The organism is Rhizobium sp. CF122, assembly GCF_000282035.1.
GTDB lineage: Bacteria > Pseudomonadota > Alphaproteobacteria > Rhizobiales > Rhizobiaceae > Rhizobium.
Genome location: NZ_AKKA01000119.1, coordinates 51192 through 73034, shown reverse-complemented (window position 1 = coordinate 73034; position 21843 = coordinate 51192). Strand labels below are relative to the sequence as shown.

At 60.5% G+C, this 21843-nt stretch carries 21 protein-coding genes and 1 tRNA gene; 12 read left to right on the top strand and 10 right to left on the bottom strand.

Annotated features, from left to right (window positions below):
• Positions 1–28 precede the first annotated feature (28 nt).
• Positions 29–928, top strand: coding sequence for a LysR family transcriptional regulator (locus PMI09_RS27420; RefSeq protein ID WP_007802054.1), 900 nt, complete (start codon positions 29–31; stop codon positions 926–928).
• A 16-nt stretch (positions 929–944) separates the two neighbouring features.
• Here PMI09_RS27420 and PMI09_RS27415 read toward each other — a convergent pair whose 3' ends face one another.
• From PMI09_RS27415 to dapD, 3 genes are all read right to left on the bottom strand, one after another.
• Positions 945–1541, bottom strand: coding sequence for a hypothetical protein (locus PMI09_RS27415; protein WP_007802052.1), 597 nt, complete (start codon positions 1539–1541; stop codon positions 945–947).
• The gene (gene dapE / locus PMI09_RS27410) at positions 1528–2721 is read right to left on the bottom strand and encodes a succinyl-diaminopimelate desuccinylase (RefSeq protein WP_007802050.1); all 1194 of its coding nucleotides are present in this window, start codon (positions 2719–2721) and stop codon (positions 1528–1530) included. Before dapE ends, PMI09_RS27415 begins: the two co-directional genes overlap by 14 nt.
• A 158-nt stretch (positions 2722–2879) precedes the next feature.
• A complete protein-coding gene (gene dapD / locus PMI09_RS27405) occupies positions 2880–3740 on the bottom strand; it encodes a 2,3,4,5-tetrahydropyridine-2,6-dicarboxylate N-succinyltransferase (protein ID WP_007802048.1) in 861 nt (286 codons plus the stop codon).
• A gap of 192 nt (positions 3741–3932) precedes the next feature.
• Here dapD and PMI09_RS27400 point away from each other — a divergent pair, with 192 nt between their 5' ends.
• Positions 3933–4799: an LOG family protein gene (locus tag PMI09_RS27400; RefSeq protein WP_007802046.1), complete on the top strand. Its 867-nt coding sequence runs from the start codon at positions 3933–3935 to the stop codon at positions 4797–4799.
• Between the two features lie 45 nt (positions 4800–4844).
• Here PMI09_RS27400 and PMI09_RS27395 read toward each other — a convergent pair whose 3' ends face one another.
• Both PMI09_RS27395 and PMI09_RS27390 read right to left on the bottom strand, forming a co-directional pair.
• Entirely contained in the window at positions 4845–5483 is a 639-nt protein-coding gene (locus tag PMI09_RS27395; protein WP_007802044.1) for an EF-hand domain-containing protein, read from the bottom strand.
• A 109-nt stretch (positions 5484–5592) separates the two neighbouring features.
• Positions 5593–6300, bottom strand: coding sequence for a pyrimidine 5'-nucleotidase (locus PMI09_RS27390; protein WP_007802038.1), 708 nt, complete (start codon positions 6298–6300; stop codon positions 5593–5595).
• A 101-nt stretch (positions 6301–6401) separates the two neighbouring features.
• On the opposite strand from PMI09_RS27390, the gene PMI09_RS27385 reads away from it, so the two are divergent.
• Entirely contained in the window at positions 6402–7481 is a 1080-nt protein-coding gene (locus PMI09_RS27385) for a bifunctional transcriptional activator/DNA repair enzyme AdaA (RefSeq protein WP_037084368.1), read from the top strand.
• Positions 7478–8251, top strand: coding sequence for an isocitrate lyase/PEP mutase family protein (locus tag PMI09_RS27380; RefSeq protein ID WP_007802035.1), 774 nt, complete (start codon positions 7478–7480; stop codon positions 8249–8251). The genes PMI09_RS27385 and PMI09_RS27380 overlap by 4 nt, the downstream gene beginning before the upstream one ends.
• A gap of 60 nt (positions 8252–8311) precedes the next feature.
• Here the strand turns inward: PMI09_RS27380 and argB are convergent, their stop codons facing one another.
• The gene (gene argB / locus PMI09_RS27375; protein ID WP_007529633.1) at positions 8312–9199 is read right to left on the bottom strand and encodes an acetylglutamate kinase; all 888 of its coding nucleotides are present in this window, start codon (positions 9197–9199) and stop codon (positions 8312–8314) included.
• Between the two features lie 133 nt (positions 9200–9332).
• On the opposite strand from argB, the gene PMI09_RS27370 reads away from it, so the two are divergent.
• The 3 genes from PMI09_RS27370 (at position 9333) to PMI09_RS27360 (ending at position 11262) form a co-directional block, all read left to right on the top strand.
• A complete protein-coding gene (locus PMI09_RS27370) occupies positions 9333–9872 on the top strand; it encodes a sigma-70 family RNA polymerase sigma factor (protein WP_007802034.1) in 540 nt (179 codons plus the stop codon).
• Positions 9869–10588 carry an anti-sigma factor gene (locus PMI09_RS27365; RefSeq protein ID WP_007802033.1) on the top strand — a complete coding sequence of 240 codons (720 nt, stop codon included), beginning with the start codon at positions 9869–9871 and terminating at the stop codon, positions 10586–10588. Before PMI09_RS27370 ends, PMI09_RS27365 begins: the two co-directional genes overlap by 4 nt.
• A gap of 116 nt (positions 10589–10704) precedes the next feature.
• The gene (locus PMI09_RS27360; protein WP_037084359.1) at positions 10705–11262 is read left to right on the top strand and encodes a fasciclin domain-containing protein; all 558 of its coding nucleotides are present in this window, start codon (positions 10705–10707) and stop codon (positions 11260–11262) included.
• A gap of 52 nt (positions 11263–11314) precedes the next feature.
• Here PMI09_RS27360 and yihA read toward each other — a convergent pair whose 3' ends face one another.
• The 4 genes from yihA to rpmH form a co-directional block, all read right to left on the bottom strand.
• Entirely contained in the window at positions 11315–11974 is a 660-nt protein-coding gene (gene yihA / locus PMI09_RS27355; RefSeq protein ID WP_007802023.1) for a ribosome biogenesis GTP-binding protein YihA/YsxC, read from the bottom strand.
• 138 nt (positions 11975–12112) lie between these two features.
• Positions 12113–13900 (bottom strand): membrane protein insertase YidC, encoded by a 1788-nt coding sequence (gene yidC / locus PMI09_RS27350; protein WP_007802016.1) that lies wholly within the window; start codon positions 13898–13900, stop codon positions 12113–12115.
• Entirely contained in the window at positions 13900–14301 is a 402-nt protein-coding gene (gene rnpA, locus PMI09_RS27345; RefSeq protein ID WP_007802014.1) for a ribonuclease P protein component, read from the bottom strand. Before rnpA ends, yidC begins: the two co-directional genes overlap by 1 nt.
• A gap of 22 nt (positions 14302–14323) precedes the next feature.
• A complete protein-coding gene (gene rpmH / locus PMI09_RS27340; protein ID WP_016552555.1) occupies positions 14324–14458 on the bottom strand; it encodes a 50S ribosomal protein L34 in 135 nt (44 codons plus the stop codon).
• Between the two features lie 445 nt (positions 14459–14903).
• Here rpmH and PMI09_RS27335 point away from each other — a divergent pair, with 445 nt between their 5' ends.
• The 5 genes from PMI09_RS27335 (at position 14904) to add (ending at position 21809) form a co-directional block, all read left to right on the top strand.
• The gene (locus tag PMI09_RS27335) at positions 14904–16904 is read left to right on the top strand and encodes a methyl-accepting chemotaxis protein (RefSeq protein ID WP_193385429.1); all 2001 of its coding nucleotides are present in this window, start codon (positions 14904–14906) and stop codon (positions 16902–16904) included.
• Positions 16905–17057: 153 nt separating this feature from the next.
• Entirely contained in the window at positions 17058–18575 is a 1518-nt protein-coding gene (locus tag PMI09_RS27330; protein WP_007802009.1) for a sensor histidine kinase, read from the top strand.
• Between the two features lie 113 nt (positions 18576–18688).
• Positions 18689–18765: transfer RNA gene (locus PMI09_RS27325), tRNA-Arg, on the top strand.
• A 176-nt stretch (positions 18766–18941) separates the two neighbouring features.
• Positions 18942–20351 (top strand): M20 family metallopeptidase, encoded by a 1410-nt coding sequence (locus tag PMI09_RS27320; RefSeq protein ID WP_007802008.1) that lies wholly within the window; start codon positions 18942–18944, stop codon positions 20349–20351.
• Positions 20352–20792: 441 nt separating this feature from the next.
• Positions 20793–21809 carry an adenosine deaminase gene (gene add, locus PMI09_RS27315; protein ID WP_007802006.1) on the top strand — a complete coding sequence of 339 codons (1017 nt, stop codon included), beginning with the start codon at positions 20793–20795 and terminating at the stop codon, positions 21807–21809.
• Positions 21810–21843 lie beyond the last annotated feature (34 nt).

Below are 21843 nucleotides of genomic sequence, written 5' to 3'. Positions count from 1 at the left end.
TCTCAGGAGCTGAGCATAGGGCGCAAAGATGACGGGTTTCGCGGATCGATTGGACATCTTCCTCAAGGTCGTTGCCGCGGGAAGCTTTTCCGCTGCCGGCCGGGAACTCGGCATGCAGGCGTCGTCGATATCACGGCAGGTCGACCTGCTGGAAAGTGAACTCGGGGTGGAGCTATTCTATCGGTCGACGCGTCGGCTCGCATTGACGTCAGCGGGGGAGACACTTTGCCATCGCGCCCGGCAGGCGCTTGGCCAGCTCGAGGAGACCCGGAGCGTTGTGGCGGCGATGGCGAGCGAACCGCAGGGATGGCTGACGATTTCGGCGCCGGTCTGCTTCGGCCGGCGTCACGTCGTTCCGTTGGTGCCGATCTATCTGGAACGATTCCCGAAGGTGCATCTCGAACTGTCTTTGGAGGATCGGGCCGTGAATCCCATCGGGGAGAGCATCGATCTTGCTGTCCGCATCGGCAAGCTGCAGGATTCCGCGCTTCTCGTGACGAAGCTTGCGGCAACCGAGAGCGTCGTCTGCGCCGCGCCGTCCTATCTTCAGCGCCACGGTGTTCCGGCGGTCCCGGCAGACCTCGTGCATCACGCCTGCCTGACCACACCGAAGCCGATGAAGGCTGGGATGTGGCAGTTCGGCGAAACCGGCTCGGAAGACCGGCTCGAGGTTTCCGGTCGTTTTGTCTGCGCCGACATGGATGGGCTTCTTGCAAGCGCCATCGCAGGGCTGGGGATCATCCATCTGCAAACATGGCTGGTGGCCGAGCCGCTCCGGCACGGCCGGCTGGTGCGGCTCTTCCCCGCGCTGCCGCCGAGACCAGACGGCAGCTGCATCCACGCGCTGCGACCGCCGGGCGCGTTGACGACGAAGGTGAAAGGGATGATCGACCTCTTGAAGGCGCGTATGGCCGCACTGTCGGAATAGAACGATTCGGGCGGATCTATATTGGATAGATGCCCAGAAAGCGCTGCAGGTATTCCGACAGCATCAGCGATGGCACAAGCAGCACCAGTGTGAGTGCGCCGACCATCAGGCCTTGGCCGTAGAAGATCATCCTCAGGATGCGTGCGATCGCAAAGACTTGCGCAAGCATGAAGGCCAAGAGCAGCAGCGAGACGAGGCCGACCACCTGTGGCAGGAAGAAGACCAGCGCGAGCAGCAACCCGTTGATGTAGGAGAGCGGCACGCCCAGCCAATTGACGCTGACGATAACGGGCGCGAAACGCTCGCCCTTCTTGAAGGCGAGCAGTAACAAGCCCGCAAAGACCAGCGGGACGAACCAATTGGCGGCTTCGACAAGCCCGAGCCGGAAATAGAAGAGGGCGCCGACATTGGTATGCGGCGGCATCGTCTGCAGGAAGGCCTGGCGCCACCAGAGCCACGAGATTCCCATCGGGGGCAGGCACCAGAAGATCGCCCAGAACGAACGGTTGACGCCGCGCTCCGACATGTCGAGGAAACGGAAGCCGCGCGGATCCATGCGGATCAGCAGCCAGATTCCGGCGAGATAGTACTGAACTTCCCTAAAGCCCGGCATTCGCAAACCAGCGCTCGATGAAGGTTTCATAGATTACCGTGAGTCGGTCGAGGTCGGAAATAGCGACGCGTTCATCGACCATGTGCATGGTCTGGCCGACGAGACCGAATTCGACGACGGGGCAATAATCCTTGATGAAACGGGCGTCGGAGGTGCCGCCTGTGGTGGAGAGCTTCGGCGACTGGCCGGTGACGCTCTCGACGGCGGAAGAAAGCGAGGCGATCAGCGCATTGTTGCGCGTCAGGAAGACGTGGCTCGGCCGCTCCGCCCAGATGATGTCGTACTTGAGCGGCGCACGGCCGGGGCGCAGCACGCCTTCGTCCGCGGCGGCATCGAGCCGGCGTAGGATCTCCTGCTGCAGGCTCTCGGCGGTCCAGGTGTCGTTGAAACGGATGTTGAAGCTCGCCGTCGCCTTGGCAGGCACGACGTTCGTCGCCGGATTGCCGACGTCGATTGTCGTCACTTCGAGGTTGGATGGCTGGAAGTTGTCGGTGCCGCCGTCGAACGGCGGGTCCATCAGTGCTTGCGTCAGCTGCAGGATGCCGCGCACCGCGTTGTCGGCCAAATGCGGATAGGCGGCATGGCCCTGGACGCCGTACACGGTGATCTTGCCGGAGAGCGAGCCGCGGCGGCCGATCTTGATCATGTCGCCAAGCTTATCGGGGTTGGTCGGCTCGCCGACGAGGCAGGCATCCCAGCGTTCGCCTCGTTCGGCTGCCCATTTCAATAGTTTGATCGTGCCGTTGATCGCCGGGCCTTCCTCGTCGCCGGTGATCAGGAAAGAGACCGAACCCTTCGGCGCGCCATGCTTTTCGATATGGCGCGCGATGGCCGCAACAAAGCAGGCAACGCCGCCCTTCATGTCGACGGCGCCACGCCCGAACAGTTCACCGTTCGCGATCTCGGCGGCAAAGGGCGCGTGTGTCCAGGCGGCTTCGTCGCCAACGGGGACCACATCGGTATGCCCGGCAAACATCAGGTGTGGGCCGTCATCGCCAAGCCGTGCATAGAGGTTCTCGATATCGGGTGTTCCCGGCGCAGTCGCCTTCACCTTGTCCACCTTGAAGCCAAGCGGCGACAGCATCGCCTCGAGCGCCGAAAGCGCGCCGCCCTCGGCGGGCGTGACGGACGGGCAGCGAATCAGGGTCTGAAGATTGGCGACGGGATCGGTAGCGGTCATGGGAGTGGAACTATCCAGCGGTAGTGGCAAAGAAAAGGCAAGGCGGCGATGCCGCCTTGTTGAAATGTGCCGTCATTTTGCCGGATCAAGTCCGACCGTCAGCGTTCGGGCGGTGCGTATCGCCCGAGACACGCAGGCCGCTGGAACCTCAAGACTTGTCAGTCGCGTAGCAGTTCGTTGATGCCGGTCTTCGAGCGGGTCTTTTCGTCGACGCGCTTGACGATGACGGCGCAGTAGAGATGCGGCGCCGGCAGGCCGTTGGCCATGGTGGCATTGCCCGATGGCATCGAGCCTGCGACGACCACCGAGTAGGGCGGCACTTCGCCGTACATGACTTCGCCGGTGGCGCGATCGACGATCTTGGTCGATTTGCCGATATAGACGCCCATGCCGAGAACCGAGCCCTCGCGGATGATGCAGCCTTCAACGACTTCCGAACGAGCGCCGATGAAGCAGTTGTCTTCGATGATCGTCGGGCCGGCCTGCATCGGCTCCAGAACGCCGCCGATGCCGACGCCGCCCGAGAGATGCACATGCTTGCCGATCTGGGCGCAAGAGCCGACAGTCGCCCAGGTATCGACCATCGTGCCTTCGTCGACGAAGGCGCCGAGGTTGACGAAGGACGGCATCAGCACGACGTTCTTGGCGATGTAGGCCGAGCGGCGCACGACGCAGTTCGGAACGGCGCGGAAGCCGGCGGCGCGATACTGGTTTTCGCCCCACCCCTCGAACTTGGACGGCACCTTGTCCCACCAGGTCGAATTGCCCGAACCACCCTTGACGACTTCCATGTCATTCAGGCGGAACGAGAGAAGCACGGCCTTCTTCAGCCACTGATTGACCTTCCAGGCGCCGTCGCTACCACGCTCGGCAACGCGCGCCTTACCGCCGTCGAGAAGTTCGAGTGCTGCTTCGACCGCGTCGCGAACCTCACCCTTCGTCGACGTATTGACGTTGTCGCGGTTGTCGAAGGCCGCTTCGATGGTCTTTTCGAGGGAAGAAAGGTCGGTGGCGCTCATGGGAATTCCTTAAACTTCGGTCTCTATCGTGGAGACCGAAGCCTCCGGGAATTGTGATTGGCGGGATGCGATCTGCTCTATCGCATGCAAGGGTAAAATGGAATGATTTTTCGGGGCATAGTAATTCTCCCGATTCAAGCATGAAACGACATACCGGCAGCGTTTGCCGGCTGTACTGAAAGGCATTTCGACATGGCAAAGGCAAGAAACGGCAGGCTGCGGCGCAAGGACGGCGTCTGGGACCCGCTGAAGACGAGCGCAACCGACAAGCACCGCGCAGAAGCTGTGCCGAAAACGCCGCAAACGCTGTCGCCGTCCTATCGCCTTGCCTACGTCGACGAAGAGTTTCTGTGTCGCGAGGAACTGCGGCCGATCCGGCTGCAACTCGAATTGTTGAAGGTCGAGATGATGCTGGCTGAACGCGGCATCCGGTCGACAGTCGTGATGTTTGGCGGCGCTCGCATTCCCGCTCCGGGCCAAAGCGCTTGGGCAGCACGCAATGAGGTGCAGCGCGCCAACCTTGAGGCGGCATCGGTCTACTACGACGAGGCGCGCAAGTTTGCTCGGCTATGCTCGAAATATTCAGCCGGCTTCGATTTTCGTGAATATGTGATCGTCACCGGTGGTGGCCCTGGTGTCATGGAAGCCGGCAATCGCGGCGCGGCCGATGAGGGCGCGCCCTCGATCGGCCTCAACATCGTGCTCCCGCACGAACAGGCGCCGAACGTCTACGTGACACCGGAGCTGAGCTTCAATTTCCATTATTTCGCGATCCGCAAGATGCACTTCATGGTGCGCGCTAAGGCAATCGCTGTCTTTCCCGGCGGCTTCGGCACTCTCGACGAATTCTTCGAGTGCCTGACGCTGATTCAGACCGGCCGCATGGAAAAGATGCCGCTCATCCTGTTCGGTGAAAAGTTCTGGAGGAGCATCGTCAATTTCGAGGCGCTTGCGGAGTTCGGAACGATTGCGCCGGACGATGTCGATCTGATCAGCTTCGTCGACACTGCCGATGCAGCGTGGAAGATCATCGAGGATTTTTACGAGCGGCACGAATAGGAAGCCCGCCAAGGGTGGCGGGCTTTGGTCTAGGTAAGTGCTTGCTTACGGGAACGGGCGATCCGGCATGTCGTCGAGCGAGATCACGCCGTCCTTGTTGTGGTCCATCCAGGTGAAGAACTTGTCGAACGCGGCTTCGGCTTCCTCCTTGGAAATCTGGCCGTTCTCGTCGGTGTCGAAGCGTTGCATCATCATCATGCCTCGCATTATGCCGCCATGCATGCCACGGCGATCCGGTCGGCCGTCGGGGCCGGGTTGCGGTGGGGCTGGCTGGGCGTTGTCGGCATCCGGCGGCGGCGCCATCGGCGTAGCATCGTCATCCGTGGCGTCATCGGCGGGGGCTTTCGCCTTGGCGATCTGGGCTTCGCGGTATTTGCGGATTTCGCCCGGCGTCAGCGAGCCGTCCTTGTCGGTATCGATGGCAACGAAGATTGCCTCCATGCCGTCCTTGGCTTCCTGCTTAGAAATCTGGCCGTCCTTGTTCGTGTCGAACTGCTTCAGCATGCGTACGAAGATGACTTCACGGATCGCGCCCATGCGCGGTCCCATCATCATGCCCATGCCGTGTTGCGGGCGAGGCGGATGATGCTTCTTGTCGTGAGACGCAGCAAAACTGGTGCCGGCTGCGGCACCGACGATCATGACGGAGGAGAGTGCGGCCAGTATCAGTTTGTTCCGAGACATTTCAGCTCCTTTCAATGTGCAATCGCAATGGGATCACAGACGAAAGGGTAGGGCCGATGTGACAAATCGCCCAATTAAAGATCGGTAAGCTGGATGAAACTTTAGTAATCTAGCCGGCAATCTTCGCAAGAAAATCAGTGAGATCGTCGGTCACGAAGTCGATGTGATCATCCTCGCCGCTGGTCTTTTCCCACCATTCGACAACCGTATCCTCGAGATTGTTCGGTACCAGCAGGACAGTCTGCATGCCAAGCGTTTTTGGAACCTTGAGATTGCGGGGCAGGTCCTCGAACATCGCCGCCTTGCCGGTCTCGATCCGCTTCAGTGCCGCGAACTTGTCATAGGTCGCCTGCGCCGGCTTCGGCACGAAGTCCGCCGCCACGATGTCGAAAATATCGTCGAAATGCTCGAGGATGCCGAGCGCACCGGCCGCCATCTCGGCATGCTTGACGCTGCCATTGGTGAAGATGAACTTGCGACCCGGCAGGGCCTTGATGGCCGCGCCCAGTTCGGGCTGCGCCGTCAGGCTCGAATAGTCGATTGCATGCGCCTTCTCGAGAAAGTCGTTCGGATCGACGCCGTGGTGGATCATCAGACCCTGCAGGGTCGTTCCGTGATCGAGATAGTATTGTTTCTGCAGCTTGCGTGCCTCGTCGCGCTCCATCTGCAGCAGCGTCGAGACGTAGGCCGTCATGTTCTTGTCGATCTGCGCGAACAGATTGACATGATGCGGGTAGAGGGTGTTGTCGAGGTCGAAAACCCACTCGGTCACATGCGAGAAGTCCGCCTTGGTCGGCGTGCGATCTATCTTGGTCATGGGGGCGTTATGGCACGGCTTGCCGGGCAAGGAAATCGGCAAGAAAAAATAGATGCCCGATTTGCGGCGGACGCGGCGCGGAAGGGATGGTAAAACGCCTCATGCTCTTTGATCTGCCCAATGACGACGCGCTGTACGATGCGCTGGTTGCCCGCAGCCCGGCCTATGAGGGCCTTGCCTATGTCTGCGTCAAGACAACGGGTATTTTCTGCCGGCTGACTTGCCCCGCTCGCAAGCCGAAGCGGGAAAACACTCTCTTCTACAATTCGATCGCCACCTGCATGCAATCCGGATTTCGGCCGTGCCAGCGGTGCCGGCCGTTGGAAGAGGCGGGTCGGGAGCCGATTGTCGACCAACTCCTCGCGGCGCTCGACCGTGATCCCGCAGCGCGATGGACGGAAGACGATCTGATCGCGCACGGCTACGAGCCCTCGACCGTGCGGCGGGCCTTCAAGCGATCCCTCGGCATGACGTTTCTCGATATTGCCCGCTATCGCCGTCTTGGCGAGGCGGCAAAGCAACTGGCGAATGGCGCCCGTGTCATCGATGCTCAGATCGAGGCAGGATATGAATCGGGTAGCGGCTTCCGCGCCGCGTTTCAGCGGCTGATCGGCAAAGCGCCTGCGATGTCGCAGAACCGCGATCTCCTGTTTGCCGACTGGTTCGAAACGCCGCTCGGCCCCATGGTTGCGGTGGCCGACCAGACGCATCTGCATCTCCTCGAATTCCACGACCGCAAGGCACTGCCGGCGGAGCTGGAGAAACTGCAGCGCAAGACCCGCTCCACGGTCGCGGCCGGCCGCACATCGGCGATTGATCAAATCGGCGCCGAGCTGAAAGCCTATTTCGATGGCAGGTCCGCAACGTTCCGCACGCCGCTCGCGTTGGGTTTCGGTACGGCCTTCGAACGCGAGGTCTGGTCGAAGCTGATGGACATACCCATTGGTGAGACACGCGCTTACGGGGACATTGCGCGTAGCATGGAAAACCCGCAAGTGGTGCGCGCCGTCGGCCGGGCCAATGGGGCAAACCAGCTGGCGATTGTCATCCCCTGCCACCGGCTTATCGGCGTTGACGGGTCACTGACTGGCTATGGCGGCGGGCTCTGGCGCAAGCAATGGCTTTTGCGACACGAAAATGAGATGAAGACCAAGGGATTGTTTGTGGAGGAGATCCAATGAATCAGGCTGAGAAGGCAAAGGCATTCGGCGCGCTCCATCAAAAGGGCAATCCTGTCGTCCTTTACAACATATGGGACGCCGGAACAGCGAAGGCAGTGACCGAGGCGGGTGCTAAGGCGCTGGCAACAGGAAGCTGGTCGGTTGCCGCAGCACAAGGTTATGGGGATGGTGAGAAGATTCCGCTGGATGCGCTGGTAGCAACGGTTCGCCAGATTACGGCAGTCAACGACCTGCCTCTCTCCGTCGACTTCGAAGGAGCGTACTCGACCGATCCGGCCGGGGCAGCCGCCAATGTCGCCAAGCTGATCGACGTGGGCGCCATTGGCATCAACTTCGAAGATCAGGTGGTCGGCGGCGAGGGGCTGCACCCGGTCGAGAAACAGGCAACCCGCATCCGGGCCATTCGCGAGATGGCTGATGCAAGGGGCATACCCTTTTTCATCAATGCGCGCACCGATCTGTTCTTGCGCGAAGGTGATCTCTCCAAGCATGCAGATCTGGTCGACGAAGCGATCGAGCGCGGCAAGGTTTACGCCGCAGCTGGTGCAAATGGCTTCTTTGTGCCTTGGCTGATTGACGAGGGCCTGATCAAGAAAATCTGCGCCGCGTCAAACCTGCCGGTTAACATCATGATGAGACCCGGTGCGCCGGACGTGAGAACGCTCGCAAGACTTGGCGTCAGCCGCATTAGCTACGGACCGGGACCCTACCGGGCGATGATGGAAAAGCTGAAAGAGGCAGCCGCGGCGGTCTATGCCGCCGCGGGCTAAAGCAATTCCCGGAAAAGTGTAAAGGGTTTTCCGTCCGGAATTGCGTAAAAGAAAAAGGGCTCAGGGAACGATCAGCGTTCCCGCGCCATGCTCGGTGAAGATCTCGAGCAGCACGGAATGGGCGGTCTTGCCGTTCAGGATGACGACGCCCTGCACGCCTGCCTTGATTGCATCGATGCAGGTTTCGACTTTCGGAATCATGCCGCCGGAAATCGTTCCGTCAGCGATCAGCGCGTGCGCCTGCGCCACGGAAAGTTCCTTGATCAGGTTGCCCTGCTTGTCGAGAACGCCGGGAACATCCGTCAGGAAGAGCAGGCGGGTGGCGTTCAGCGCACCGGCGATCGCCCCCGCAAAGGTGTCGGCATTGATGTTGTAGGTCGCGCCGTCGCGACCGGGAGCGACCGGAGCGATGACAGGGATCATCTCTGAGCGGGCTAGCAGGTCAAGCAGCGTGCGGTCGACTTCGACGACCTCGCCGACGAAGCCGAGGTCGAGCACACGCTCGATGTTCGAATCCGGATCCTTGACCTTTTTCTGCGCTTTTTCGGCAAAGACCATGTTGCCGTCCTTGCCGCAAAGGCCGATCGCCCATTCGCCCGTCTGGTTGATGAGCGCGACGATCTCCTTGTTGATCGAGCCGGCCAGAACCATTTCGACGATCTCGACCGTCTTGGCGTCGGTGACGCGCAGGCCGCCTTCGAATTTCGATTCGATGCCCATCTTCGTCAGCATCGCGCCGATCTGCGGGCCGCCGCCGTGAACGACGATCGGGTTGACGCCGGATTGCTTCAACAGAGCGATGTCGCTTGCGAAGGCCTTCCCGAGCTCGGGATTGCCCATGGCATGGCCGCCGTACTTCACGACGATCGTCTTGTTTTCGTAACGCTGCATGAAGGGCAGGGCCTGCGCAAGGAGGCGTGCCTGAGTTTCGCTTTCGGACTGGTTCATGGGATACCCCGCAGAATTGATCGCGGCCTTTTATCTCAAGTTTTTGACAGATGGAATAATCTAGAGACCATTAGTTTTCCGTATGTGCTGGCGAGCGGGTTCGAGGGGGCGAGCGTTTGGCAAGAGGCATGGGATGACCAGCGACGAAATCGCACATTTGATAAGCCTCGTTGCGATCGGCGATCGCAAGGCCTTTGCCGCGCTCTATCGTGAGACGAGTCCGAAACTCTTCTCCATCTGCCTGCGTATCTTGAAAGACAGGACGGACGCTGAGGAATCGCTGCAGGAAATTTACGTCAAGATCTGGCAGCGCGCCGGCGTGTTTGCCGCGGGCTCCGGGGCGCCATCGTCCTGGCTCGCGGCAATTGCGCGCAACCAGGCAATCGACATCATTCGTGCGCGCAAGCCGGTTGCCGACGAATTGGACAGTGCCTACGACCTCGCGGACGACGATCCTTCCCCAGAGATACAGACTGTGATCAAGGATGAGGGAAGGCGCATTGACACCTGCATGGAAGAGTTGGAAGCTGATCGGGCGGTGGCAGTGAAGAGAGCCTACGTCGAAGGACAAAGCTATCAGGAACTGGCCGATCAGTTTGGCGTCCCTTTGAACACGATGCGCACATGGCTGCGTCGCAGCCTTTTGAAACTGAGAGAGTGCATGGAACGATGACATCGCCGGATCAGAGCAAGGGAGGCCGCTCCCGCGACGAGGTACTCGCCGGTGAGTATGTTCTTGGTGTTCTTTCCTTCAAGGATCGACGGGTTGTGGAGGAGCGCATGCGCCGCGATAGACAGTTCGCTGCTATCGTCAGCCGATGGGAAACCAACCTCTCCGCTTTCAACGATGATTATGACATCGTCAGCCCCAGTCAGGAAACGTTCAAGCAGATCGAAGCGCGGCTGTTCGGCACGCCGGAAGCTGCCCCGACGCCGGCGCGCGGTCTGTGGGGTTCCATCGTCTTCTGGCGCTGTCTTGCGCTCGTCTCGCTGCTGATTACGGTGGGGGCGCTGACGATTGCCACTGTCGTCGTCGCTCCGCCGCAGACGTCCGCGCCGCTTGTGGCCGAGCTGACCGCCTCCAACAGCCAGGTCAACCTCTTGGCCTCCTATGAGCGGCAGAGCGGAACACTGAAGATTGTACCCGTTGCTACCGGCAAGCCTGAAGAGAAGTCACTGGAGCTTTGGCTTGTTCCGGCAAGCGGCGCGCCAAGATCGCTTGGCGTGTTTCCTCCGGATCAGGCCGGCGAGTTGGTCATACCCGCTGATATGCGCGGTAGCGTAAACGAGGGCGCGGCCCTCGCCGTCAGCCTCGAACCTTTCGGCGGCTCGCCGACCGGGCAGGTCACGGGGCCGATCGTGGCGAGCGGCACGACGCATCGCCGCTAATGTTTTTTCAACAAGCGCGCTGAAACTCTTCCTGCGAGCCTTCCGTAGATCTTCATGTCCGCAACGGAACGCCGGCATTCGGCCGGTCTTGTGCGCGGACGTAAAGGAGAACAATCATGATGAAGTCCGCACTGCGCTTGAGTGTGCTTGCTGCTGCCGTTTCCGCCTTTGCTTTCGCTGCGCAGGCCAAGAACCCGATGGTCGGCGGCGCTGCCATGTATCCGACGAAGAACATCGTCGAAAATGCGGTGAACTCCAAAGACCACACGACGCTGGTTGCCGCCGTCAAGGCGGCCGGTCTGGTCTCGACGCTTGAGGGCAAGGGACCGTTCACGGTCTTTGCGCCCACCAATGAAGCTTTCGCAGCACTGCCGGCCGGTACGGTCGATACGCTGCTGAAGCCGGAGAACAAGGCGACGCTGACCAAGATCCTGACCTGCCATGTCGTGGCAGCCGACGCGATGTCGAAGGCCGTCGCCAAGATGATCAAGGATGACGGTGGCGAACACGACATCAAGACCATCGGGGGCTGCGTGCTCAAGGCCAAGGAAAGCATGGGCAAGATCACGCTGACCGACGAGAACGGCGACGTCGCCGACGTCACGATTGCCGACGTCAAGCAGTCGAACGGCGTGATTCACGTGGTCGACAAGGTACTGCTGCCAAAGATGTAATCGAGTGAGGCAGTTCGGGGTAGCGCCCTCGGCATTGGGGCGCGCCCCTCTTTCATTTCCAGTTGGCGATGCCGACCGTTTGCGCGATTGCCTCGCGCAGGTCATCGAGGCCTTCGCTCTTTTCCGATGACGTGGCAATGATCCCGGGATAAGCGGCCGGCCGCTTCTTGATCTTTTCCGTCGTCTCCGCGAGCAGCTTGGTCACGGCCGGTGGCTTGATCTTGTCCGTCTTGGTCAGAACGATCTGGTAGGAGACAGCCGCCTTGTCAAGCAGATCGAGAACCTCATCGTCGTTCTTCTTTACCCCGTGGCGGCTGTCGATCAGCACGTAGACGCGCTTCAGCGTCGCCCGCCCGCGCAGGTAATCGAAGACGAGCTTCGTCCAGGCATCGACCTGGTCTTTCGGCGCCTGCGCATAGCCGTAGCCCGGCATGTCGACCAGCGCCATCGGCGGCAGGTCGCCGCCTTCACCTGAGTAACCCTCCGGCACGAAGTAGTTGAGCTCCTGCGTGCGCCCCGGCGTGTTGGAGGTGCGTGCCAGCCCCTTGTGGCTGACGAGCGCATTGATCAGCGACGACTTGCCGACATTCGAGCGACCGGCAAAGGCCACCTCCAGCGGTCCTTCCGGCGGCAGGAATTTCAAGGACGGCACGCCGCGGATGAAAGTCCAGGGGCGTCCGAAGAGCGGCTTGTCGTTCTTGTTGTCGGTCATTCGGCCTTTTCCAGTCCAATCCAGTGTGCCTATGGCATTCAGGTTTCGGGCGATTTTGTCAACCGCCAGGCCGGCAGTCGCCCAGATGCGGCGGCAACGCCGGCAGAAATGAAAAGCCCCGCCGAAGCGGGGCTATCATCATTTCTCTGTTGGAGCCGGCTTTCGTTTGAAGAGCCCCTTCAGATTGTCGAAGAGCTCGATCTTCACGCCGTGCCGCTTCATGATCACCGACTGCTGAAGCACTGAAAGCGTATTGTTCCAGGCCCAGTAGATGACCAGACCGGCCGGGAAGCTCGCCAGCATGAACGTGAAGACCAGCGGCATCCAGTTGAAGATCATCGCCTGCGTCGGGTCCGGCGGTGTCGGGTTCATGCGCATTTGCACGAACATCGTGACGCCCATGATCAGCGGCCAGATGCCGAGATGCAGCAAAGTTGGCGCTTCGAACGGCAGAAGGCCGAACAGGTTGATGAACGAGGTCGGATCGGGTGCGGAGAGATCCTGGATCCAGCCGAAGAACGGCGCATGGCGCATCTCGATGGTGATGTAGATCACCTTGTAGAGCGCGAAGAACACGGGAACCTGCAGCAGAATCGGCCAGCAACCGGCAATCGGGTTGATCTTTTCGTCCTTGTAGAGCTGCATGGTCGCCTGCTGCAGCGCCATGCGGTCGTCGCCAAACTTGGTCTTCAACTCCTCCATCTTTGGCTGCACGCGCTTCATGTTCGCCATCGAAGCGTACTGCTTGCTGGCAAGCGGGAAGAACAGTGCCTTGACGACGATCGTGGTAAGCAGGATCGCAACGCCGAAGTTGCCGAAGTAGCGGAAGAAGAAGTCCATCAACCTGAACATCGGCTTCGTCAGGAAGTAGAACCAGCCCCAGTCGATCAACCGGTCGAACTTCGGGATCGAATAGGTCTTCTCGTAGCCGTCGATAACAGGAACTTCCTTGGCGCCGGCAAAGACGAGGTTCTTGAGCTCGAGCGACTGGCCCGGTGCGACGGTAACCGCGTTCTGCTTGTAGTCGGCCTGGAAGCGCGGCTGGCCATCGGTGAAGTGGGTGAAGCGCGCATCGTAGGGCGTCTGCTGCGGCGGAATGATCGTCGCTGCCCAATATTTGTCGGTGATACCGAGCCAGCCACCGGTTGCCGTTTCCGGCGTCACGGCTTCCTTCTCGACGGCTGCATACTTGCTCTCGATCAGGCTATCGCCGATCACGCCGATGAAGCCTTCGTGCAGAACGTAGGTCGAGGCGACCGCCGGCTTGTTGTAGCGCGTGACACGGCCATAGGAGGACAATGCAGCGGCGGCCTGGCCAGCATTGGTGATCTTGTCGGTGACGGTGAACATGTAGTGCTCGTCGACCGAGATCGTACGGGCAAAGGTGATGCCCTTTTCGTTCGTATAGGTGAGCGTAACCGGCGTCTTCTCCGTCAGCTTGGCACCTTCCGGTGCCGTCCAGACGGTTGAGGGGCCGGGAACAGAGCCGGTGGCGGCGTCACCGATGTAGCCGAGTTCGGCGAAGTAGCCATCCTTGGTTTCGGATGGGCTAAAGAGCGTGATGATCGGGCTCGAGTCGTCGACCGTCTCGTGGTAGCCCTTGAGCTTCAGGTCATCGAGGCGTGCGCCGACTAGGTTGATCGAGCCTGCGAGTGCTGCCGTATCGATCACGACGCGCGGGTTCTTGGCAAGTGCGTCGATCAGGGAGGTCGTCGTGGTTGCCGAAGGGGCTGCGCCATTGGGCTGAGCCGTACCAGCGCCACCGGCGGTCGGGGTCTGCACCTGTTCGATCTTCTGCTGCGCCTTTTGAGCGAGTTCTGCCTTGCGCTGCGCTTCGATGCGCGGATTCATATAGAGGAATTGCCACCCGAGAACGATCAGCACGGAGAGAGCGATCGCAATGAAGTAGTTGCGGTTGTTTTGCATCATACGTTCCTGGGGCGGCCGTCTCCGGACCGCTTGTGTTTCGGCTTGGTCTCGACGCGAGTTTTGAGCTCTGCGGCTAATTCTTTGAAGGATGCTTTCAGCACGTCCCTTCGCGCGACAACCACATAGTCGTGTCCGGGCTGCATTGCAAACCCTGCATGAAGTCGCACCGCCTCTTTCAGGCGCCGCCGCATGCGGTTTCGCTCGACTGCATTGCCGTGTTTCTTGGTGACGGTGAAGCCGACACGGGCTTCTGTCTCGGGTTCCTTCCGGTCGAGGACCTCAAGCAGGAAGAAACCGCCCTTGCGTTTTTCGCCTTGGCGGACAGCAAGAAACTGCGGGCGGCTTTTCAGCCGCCCGGCAGTCATTTTCTTATTATTGGTCGTCAATTCGCCCGCCATCTCTTATCGGGCAATTCCGGCCTTAGGCCGAAAGACGCTTGCGGCCGCGTGCGCGGCGAGCAACGATAACCTTGCGGCCGCCCTTGGTGGCCATACGTGCACGGAAACCGTGGCGGCGCTTGCGAACAAGCTTGGATGGTTGGTAGGTACGCTTCATTTATTTAAACACCGCGGAGTGCGGCCCTTCTTGAATTTGCATATTGCAAGGAGCGTTGTTTTTTCGAACGGGCGAGGCTAACGAGAGCCTTAAATGACCGGACGTGCGCCGGCTTATACGGATGAAGGCCGCCAAAGTCAATTATTGCCCGGAATTTCCCGATTTCGGTGCTGCGATGCAAGATTTGGCGAAGCGCATTAATGTTTGTGACAAGCGACAAGCCATGCGCTCGCGTAATATTTTTCTCAAATCTCAACTGTTGCGCGCATTTTGCCGATAACCAGACGCCTCGCGCGCAAAAAACAAAACGGCGACGACTAAGTACAGGTAATTTTTTGTAGTGATGCGGCCAAGCATCCGAAAGCTAACATTAATTTATTTCGGCCAAATTTAGCTATCGGCCGGAATGCTTTCCCGGCTTGTGATTAGTCTTGGGGGGCTTCCTTTGAAAATTCGCGGTAAGATCAATCTGCTTGTCTCCGCCATGTGCGGCGTTGCACTGCTGATCGGGGCAACGGCACTTTGGGCCGTGCGTCAATACGAAGAAAGTCTGTCGGCGTACGGAGATGCATCCGATCGCGCTTACGCCGGCGAGCGCCTTAACCGCTTCGTGACGGCAACGGTGATGGAGGCCCGCGGGATCTATAACGCGCCGTCGACAAAGGAGGCCGCAAACTTTGCCAAGGGACTGCTGGCCGATCTCGATCAGATCGACAAGGTCATCGCCTCCTGGGCCCCGCTGGTTCCGGAAAGCCAGAAGGATACCTTCGTGAAAATGACCGAGCGCGCGAAGGAATTCCGGACATTCCGCGCCGAAACAGCACGTCTCGGCACTGAAGTGAGCCCCCAGGCCGCGAACGAGCAGGGTAACAACGACGCCAACCGTGCCAACCGCAAGGCTTTCCAGGCGGAGATCGATGCGATCGTCGCCACCGACAAGGCGACACTTGACGCCGTCAATGCGCAGGTCGAAAGCTCGCGCACCTCTGTTTTGTGGCTGGTGATTGCGATCACTGGCGTCGGCATCGTGGCCGGCGTCGGCATGGGCTTCTATATCGGCACCATTCAGCTCAGCCGTCCGATCAAGAAGGTCACAGACGCGATTAAGGAAGTCGCCGATGGCAACTTTGACGCCGAAGTGCCTTTCGCTGGCCGCCAGGATGAAATCGGCGAGATGGCTGCCGCCGTCGCCGTCTTCAAGGAGAATGGTCTCGCCGTTCGCCGCATGAATGCGCAGGAAGCCGCCATGCGTGCCAAGAGCGACGATCTGCAGTCCAGCATGTCGGTTGTCGTTGCATCCGCGGCTGCGGGCGATTTCAGCCGCCGCATCGAAACGGACTATGGCGATGAAAACCTCAACCAGTTCGCCAGCAACATCAACCATCTGCTTTCCAGCATCGATGCCGGTGTCGGCGAAACGCGCCGCGTGATAGCAAGCCTGGCGGAAGGAGACCTGACGCAGACGATGCGCGGCAGCTTCCAGGGTGCCTTCGCCGAACTGCAGCAGAACGTCAACAGCACCTTCGCGACGCTGCAGACGACGATGCGCGAGGTCCGCGAAACGGCTGAAGGCTTCCACGGCAACACCAACGAATTGCGCGCCGCCAGCGACGACCTTTCCAAGCGTACCGAGCAGCAGGCTGCCGCCCTCGAACAGACTTCGGCTGCTCTCGACGAGATCACTGCGGTGGTCAACAATTCGACCGAGCGCGCTCAGGAAGCCAGCGTCATGGTCTCCGAGGCCAAGGACGATGCCGGCAAGTCGGGCGTGGTTGTCCGTAACGCCGTCGACGCCATGGGCCGGATCGAGCAGGCCTCGCGCGAAATCAGCCAAATCATCAACGTCATCGACGAGATTGCCTTCCAGACGAACCTGCTCGCCCTCAATGCCGGAGTTGAAGCCGCTCGTGCCGGCGAGGCAGGCAAGGGCTTTGCCGTCGTCGCCCAGGAAGTCCGCGAGCTGGCGCAGCGCTCGGCGACAGCGGCGAAGGACATCAAAGGCCTGATCACCAAGTCGGGCGACGAAGTGCAGGTCGGTGTGAAGCTGGTGCAGGCAACCGGCGAGGCACTGTCCCAGATCGAACGCCGCGTCAACGCGATCAACGACCACATTCACTCGATCGCAACCGCCGCGAAGGAGCAGTCAACCGGCCTCAAGGAAGTCAACACAGCCGTCAACCAGATGGATCAGGTGACGCAGCAGAACGCTGCCATGGTCGAGGAGACCTCAGCAGCAACGCACAAGCTTTCCGGCGAAGCCGACGGCCTCGTCCGTCTCATCTCGCGCTTCAAGGTCTCGAACGTGCCGGCCGCGGCCCCGGTCGCCGTTGCCCGCCATCAGGAGCACCGGCCAGTGGCCTCTCCGGCCCGTCGTGCCATGGGCACCGTCGCCCGGGCGTTCAGCGGCAATGCCGCCGTCGCCGAGCAGAATTGGGAAGAGTTCTGATCCCCTTCCTCTTTTCGACCGATGGGAAACGCCGCCTCCGGGTGGCGTTTCCTTTTGTCGCAAATGGCTTTGCTCGCAAAGATTTGAAAGCGGACCGTCATCGTCTAATATAGAAGGCGCAGAGGGCGCTTTGCGCCAAGCGGACGAAAGACCATGCAAGCCCAAGGTGACAATCTTCCCCCCGGCGGTGCTACTGAGACCGAGGCTGACAAGGCGGAACAGCGCCCGCCTGGCAAGTTCGGCGGGCTTTCCGGCAAGCTGCTATGGCTGACGGTTGTCTGCATCATGCTCGCCGAGGTGCTGATCTTCTTTCCCTCGGTGGCCAGCATGCGCCTGCGATGGCTGGACGAGAGGTTGAATGCCGCGGCTGCGGCCGCGATCGTGATCGACGGCCTGCAGCCGGTCGAACTGCCGCGCACGCTGCAAAAGGAGACGCTGGAGGCGACCGGCACCAAGGCAATCGTGCTGCGCAAGGAGGGCACCTCTCGCCTGCTTGCCACGACTGACATGCCCACCTTTGTCGATGAGCAATACGACCTGACGGATGTGCCGGCTTTGACGGCGATCAGCGATGCGCTCGATACGATGATTTTCGGCGGCAACCGTCTGATCCGTGTCTATGGCCCGGTGCAGGACACCAATACCGGCGTCGAAGTGGTGATGAAGGACAAGCACCTGCGCAATGCGATGCTTGCGTATTCCCGCAACGTCTTCCTGTTGTCGATCCTGATCTCGCTGTTCACCGCGACGCTGGTGTTCTTCGCGATCAACCGCATCCTGATCCGGCCGATTCGCAAGCTGACCGGCAGCATGCAGCAATTCTCCTCGGATCCGGAAAATCCGCACAACGTCTTCGTTGGCGATGGCGGCCGCGATGAGCTCGCGGTGGCCGGCCGGCACCTGACCTCCATGCAGATGGAACTGCAAAAGACGCTGAAGCAGCAGAAGAACCTGGCAGCGCTCGGCCTCGCCGTCTCGAAGATCAACCACGACATGCGCAACATCCTGGCCTCGGCGCAACTGATGTCGGACCGTCTCGTGGATGTCGACGATCCGATGGTGAAGGCCTTCGCGCCAAAGCTGCTGCGCACCATCGACCGCGCGGTCGGCTATACGACCGAGGTGCTATCCTATGGCCAGGCAAGCGAAGCGGCGCCTCGCAGGCGCCGCATCCGGCTTTATGACCTCACCCAGGACGTGAAGGACATGTTGGCGATCGATGCTCAAAGCGGCATCGAGTTCATCGACCAGATGGCGCCCGAGCTCGAGGTCGACGCGGACAGCGAGCAATTGTTTCGCGTCATCCACAATCTCTGCCGCAACGCCGTAGAGGCGCTGAGTGCCACGGGCGCGGGGCGCGGGTCGGAGGGCGGCAAGCGCATCACCGTCTCGGCCCAGCGCGTCGGTAGCGTCGTCAGCATCATCGTCGACGACACTGGCCCCGGCATGCCGCAGAAGGCCAGACAGAATCTCTTCGCCGCCTTCCGCGGCTCGGCCCGCTCCGGCGGCACGGGCCTCGGCCTGGTGATCGCCCGTGAACTGGTGCTGGCCCACGGCGGCACGATCGCTCTTGTGGAAAAGCCTTCCATCGGAACGCAGTTCCGCATCGAGATTCCGGACCGCCCGGTATCGCTCGACGACTATCGCAGCCGCGCTCTCCAAGAAAAGTGATGCATTTCCGCTCTGCACCACCAAAGTCGCGATTTTTTCAGAAAGCCTATTGCAATCCCCGAAAGGACCCTTTAGAGAACCGCCCACGCAAGCGGTTCGGCCGCTTCCGGCACGCACCCGTAGCTCAGCTGGATAGAGCACCAGACTACGAATCTGGGGGTCAGGAGTTCGAATCTCTTCGGGTGCGCCATTTCTATCATGTTGATTTCTCTACAATATATTCTCGACACCGGACAAGATGGCGAACCGTCGTTCAGTACACCACGGTTGTAGCCTACGCTGACCACGTTGCGTCGTGTAGCGGCAACAGCCTCGATTAGCCAATTCAGTTCGACGCAATCCATACGAGCGTGATAGTTTGGATGCATGAACCGAGACAGCGCTGTTGCAAAAGCCCAAAGCTATTTTGACTCGGGTGCCTTCCGCGAGGACTTGGCCCGACGCGTGGCGATGCCGACCGAAAGTCAGAATCCCGATCAGGCGTCAACGCTGATCGAATATCTCGAAGCCGAGATCAAGCCCACTCTCAAGGCGCTCGGCTTTGTCTGCCATGTGCTGTCGGAAGGCCAGTGGCCATTCCTTCTCGCAGAACGCATCGAGGATATGTTGCGGCCAACAGTCCTTGGCTACGGTCACGGTGATGTCGTTCGCGGCCTTTACGATGGCTGGGATGAAGGTCTCTCGCCTTGGCGACTTACCGAGCGGGATGGTCGATGGTATGGTCGTGGCGTTGCCGACAATAAGGGACAGCACTCGATCAACATCGGCGCCCTGCAAGCCGTCCTGGAGACTCGTGGGCGTCTCGGGTTCAACGCAAAGTATCTTTTCGAAATGGGCGAGGAAATCGGATCGCCCGCGTTGCGCGAGTTCGCGTCCGCGCACAAGGATTTGTTGCGGGCTGACGTTCTGATTGCGTCGGACGGACCCCGGCTGTCGGCCGAACGACCGACCATCTTCTTGGGATCGCGTGGCGCTCTTTCATTCGATATCTGGATTGATGCACGCGAGGGCGGCCATCATTCCGGCAATTGGGGCGGCCTTCTTTCCGATCCGGCAATCCAGCTTGCCAATGCCATTGCGAGCCTTGCCGGGCCGACAGGCAAGATTCAGGTGCCTGAATGGATTCCAAAAAGCTTTCCCGACAGCGTGCGGCGCGCTCTTTTCGATTGCGAGATTGTGAGCAGCCCCGGCGCACCTGAAATTGATCCGACCTGGGGCGAGCCAGGGCTTACACCGGCCGAGAAAGTATTCGGTTGGTCCTCGTTCGCGGTGCTGGCCTTCGAAGCCGGCAATCCGAGAACACCTGTCAATGCAATCCCCCCGCGCGCTTGGGCGCGCTGCCAGCTACGGTTTGTGGTCGGGGTTGACGCGGATGGCATCCTGCCAGCCCTACGCCGCCATCTTGATCGGCACGGCTTTTCGAATGTCCAGATCGCACAGGCAAGCGCCGAACTCTTCCGGGCGTCGATGCTCGAGCCCGACCATCCTTGGGTCGAGTGGGCAGTCGAATCGATCAGCCGCACAATCGGGACGAAGCCGGCGATCCTGCCGAGCCTTGGAGGCGCGCTACCGAACGACATTTTCGCCGAGGTTCTAGAACTGCCTACCGTGTGGGTGCCGCATTCGTATCCGGCCTGCTCCCAGCACGCGCCGAACGAGCATGTCCCCCTCGCGATCGCCCGCGAAGGACTCGCGCTAATGGCCGGACTCTATTGGGATTTGGGGGAAGCTGGGGTGCCAGGCAATTGGCGTGCGTGTGAGCCATCGACCCAATAACTCATCGGATCGCCGCGTCAATGGTTAGTGCGATTGTGGTGCCGGGAAATTAAATAGTGCAAACAATCACATAGCGGTGCCCAGTTTCATCTCGTCCGGCGCGCCATTTTTCCACCGCTTCAGAAGAAACTCGCGCGTCTTCAGCTGAACTTACGACAATGACCCTTGTTGGTCGTCGACTACGAGCACGCGAAAATCTCAAATGCGGCGTGAACAGGACGACTGCCGCCTGTGGTCGGCATGTTGATCCACAGCGCAGTCGTCATGCTGTATCTTTCTTACGTCGGTTTGACAGGCGGCTTGATCGGCACTCTACTATAAGCGGTCATCCTTCACGTGATCAACGGTCAGGCGAAGCCGGCGACGGCATAGGATAGCGGCCATCCTCGTACCTCGCGCGGTCGCCGCATGGTGGGGACCCTGCAGCGGGGAGTAACTGCGATGAGAAAAGACGGCACACGTAGCGGCGAATCCCTTCAGGCACTGCCTAAGGCGGAAGTGCATGTTCACCTGGAGGGCTGCTTTGAATCCGCCACCCTGGAGAGTTGGGCAAGGCAGGCTGGCGTTCCAATGCCGCGGCCGCACGAGCGGCTTTTCTCTTTCGAGAGCCTCGCTGATATGCTCGAATTTCTAGACTGGGCCTGTGGCCTGGCCAGCACTCGGGACCGCCTGGCCGAATTGGCCTATGGGTTTTGCCGGCGATTGGCGGCGGACGGCACCGGTTACGCAGACCTGATCATCAATCCCAAGCACTGGGCCCCATGGCAGGGCAGGACCAGGGAGCTGATAGAGGCCCTCGATGCAGGCTTCACCGCTGCGGCGCAGGACGGACTTCCACCCGTTGGATTGTGCGTCAGCTTACTCCGCACCCAGAGCTCCGATGAAGCGGTAGAACTCGTCGAAAATCTCATCGCCTGGCGCCATCCGCGGGTGGTCGCCCTGTCGGTTGACGGCAATGAGGCAGCCGCAGGTCGCACCGGACCACGCTTTGCCGAGGCATTTCGCCGGGCCGCGGCTGCCGGCTTGCGGCGTACCGTTCATGCCGGCGAGTCGAGCGGACCGGAAGGAGTTCGTGATGCGGTCGAATTGTTAGGCGCAGATCGCATCGACCACGGTGTCCGAGCTGTCGAGGACGACCGTGTGGTGGCGCTTCTTGCCGAACGCGGTATCCCGCTGGGCGTCTGCCCCACCTCGAACCTCACGCTCAAGCTTTATCCCTCTATTGAGGCCCATCCCATCGACCGCCTCCGAAAGGCGGGCGTCAGGGTGTCGGTCAACACCGACGATCCAAGCCTGTTGGCTACAAACCTTCCGGCTGAATACGAACTGGCGGCGGCCGCCTTCGGGTGGAGCGACGAGATCATGCGCGACGTTGCTCGAACGTCCATCGACGCGAGTTTTGCCAACGCTGACGTGAAAGCGCATCTGAAGTCCGCATTGGCCGACTGGCAATCGTAGTGCTGGCTCACAATAGTCACCTCAAGTCGCTCCC

What these genes read in the sequence shown, in the direction of transcription:
- PMI09_RS27360 (WP_037084359.1), top strand. Translation starts at nt 10,705, where the DNA reads ATGATGAAGTCCGCACTGCGCTTGAGTGTGCTTGCTGCTGCCGTTTCC.
- dapE (WP_007802050.1), bottom strand. Translation starts at nt 2,721, where the DNA reads ATGACCGCTACCGATCCCGTCGCCAATCTTCAGACCCTGATTCGCTGC.
- PMI09_RS27415 (WP_007802052.1), bottom strand. Translation starts at nt 1,541, where the DNA reads ATGCCGGGCTTTAGGGAAGTTCAGTACTATCTCGCCGGAATCTGGCTG.
- rpmH (WP_016552555.1), bottom strand. Translation starts at nt 14,458, where the DNA reads ATGAAGCGTACCTACCAACCATCCAAGCTTGTTCGCAAGCGCCGCCAC.
- argB (WP_007529633.1), bottom strand. Translation starts at nt 9,199, where the DNA reads ATGAACCAGTCCGAAAGCGAAACTCAGGCACGCCTCCTTGCGCAGGCC.
- PMI09_RS27400 (WP_007802046.1), top strand. Translation starts at nt 3,933, where the DNA reads ATGGCAAAGGCAAGAAACGGCAGGCTGCGGCGCAAGGACGGCGTCTGG.
- rnpA (WP_007802014.1), bottom strand. Translation starts at nt 14,301, where the DNA reads ATGGCGGGCGAATTGACGACCAATAATAAGAAAATGACTGCCGGGCGG.
- dapD (WP_007802048.1), bottom strand. Translation starts at nt 3,740, where the DNA reads ATGAGCGCCACCGACCTTTCTTCCCTCGAAAAGACCATCGAAGCGGCC.
- PMI09_RS27390 (WP_007802038.1), bottom strand. Translation starts at nt 6,300, where the DNA reads ATGACCAAGATAGATCGCACGCCGACCAAGGCGGACTTCTCGCATGTG.
- PMI09_RS27330 (WP_007802009.1), top strand. Translation starts at nt 17,058, where the DNA reads ATGCAAGCCCAAGGTGACAATCTTCCCCCCGGCGGTGCTACTGAGACC.
- PMI09_RS27395 (WP_007802044.1), bottom strand. Translation starts at nt 5,483, where the DNA reads ATGTCTCGGAACAAACTGATACTGGCCGCACTCTCCTCCGTCATGATC.
- PMI09_RS27365 (WP_007802033.1), top strand. Translation starts at nt 9,869, where the DNA reads ATGACATCGCCGGATCAGAGCAAGGGAGGCCGCTCCCGCGACGAGGTA.
- PMI09_RS27320 (WP_007802008.1), top strand. Translation starts at nt 18,942, where the DNA reads ATGAACCGAGACAGCGCTGTTGCAAAAGCCCAAAGCTATTTTGACTCG.
- yidC (WP_007802016.1), bottom strand. Translation starts at nt 13,900, where the DNA reads ATGCAAAACAACCGCAACTACTTCATTGCGATCGCTCTCTCCGTGCTG.
- PMI09_RS27370 (WP_007802034.1), top strand. Translation starts at nt 9,333, where the DNA reads ATGACCAGCGACGAAATCGCACATTTGATAAGCCTCGTTGCGATCGGC.
- PMI09_RS27420 (WP_007802054.1), top strand. Translation starts at nt 29, where the DNA reads ATGACGGGTTTCGCGGATCGATTGGACATCTTCCTCAAGGTCGTTGCC.
- add (WP_007802006.1), top strand. Translation starts at nt 20,793, where the DNA reads ATGAGAAAAGACGGCACACGTAGCGGCGAATCCCTTCAGGCACTGCCT.
- yihA (WP_007802023.1), bottom strand. Translation starts at nt 11,974, where the DNA reads ATGACCGACAACAAGAACGACAAGCCGCTCTTCGGACGCCCCTGGACT.
- PMI09_RS27385 (WP_037084368.1), top strand. Translation starts at nt 6,402, where the DNA reads ATGCTCTTTGATCTGCCCAATGACGACGCGCTGTACGATGCGCTGGTT.
- PMI09_RS27380 (WP_007802035.1), top strand. Translation starts at nt 7,478, where the DNA reads ATGAATCAGGCTGAGAAGGCAAAGGCATTCGGCGCGCTCCATCAAAAG.